Origin of the sequence: Nocardioides sp. CPCC 206348, assembly GCF_048654705.1 — a bacterium.
Lineage (GTDB): Bacteria > Actinomycetota > Actinomycetes > Propionibacteriales > Nocardioidaceae > Nocardioides.
Genome location: NZ_JBMCZA010000173.1, coordinates 5,394 through 5,938, shown reverse-complemented (window position 1 = coordinate 5,938; position 545 = coordinate 5,394). Strand labels below are relative to the sequence as shown.

The window sequence follows — 545 nt, the reverse complement described above, 5'->3', positions numbered from 1 at the left end:
AGCACGCAGAAGGCATTGCCCGCGGGGTCGGTGAGCACCACCCACGGCACGTCACCCTGCCCGATGTCCGCGGGGCTCGCGCCCAGCGAGACCAGTCGTTCGACGACGGCTGCCTGGTCCGCACCGCCGTACAGGTCGAGGTGGAGGCGCTGGGGCTCGGCGGGTTGATCGGGCACCCGCTGGAAGCAGAGGTCGAGCACCGGCCCGTCCGGCACGGTCAGCCGGGTCTCGAACCCCTCGGGCACGTCGGTCAGCCGCTCGGTACCGAGCGCGGCCTCCCAGAACCGACCGAGGACCTGTGGGGCCGTGGCGTCGAAGACGACGTTCTCCAGGAACATGGCGACACCGTAGGTACCCCGATCAATCCGGCTGCTGCACCTCGGCCTCGCCGACCGGCGGCTCCCCCGCGGCGGCTTCCCGTGCCGCGCGCTCCGCCTCGCGCTGGAACAGGTAGACCTGACCACAGACGGGGAACTCCGGCGGGACCACCTCTGCTGCGCGCTTCGCCTTGCGTCGTCCGAACATGGCCGTTCCTCCTGCTAGCA

2 protein-coding genes are annotated in these 545 nt (G+C 71.2%); both read right to left on the bottom strand.

Annotation, left to right across the window (positions count from 1 at the left end):
- A partial coding sequence (locus tag ACOADB_RS13640; protein ID WP_378599463.1) for a VOC family protein occupies window positions 1-338 on the bottom strand: 338 nt, incomplete at its 3' end.
- A 22-nt stretch (window positions 339-360) separates the two neighbouring features.
- A partial coding sequence (locus ACOADB_RS13635) for a hypothetical protein (protein WP_378599460.1) occupies window positions 361-545 on the bottom strand: 185 nt, incomplete at its 5' end.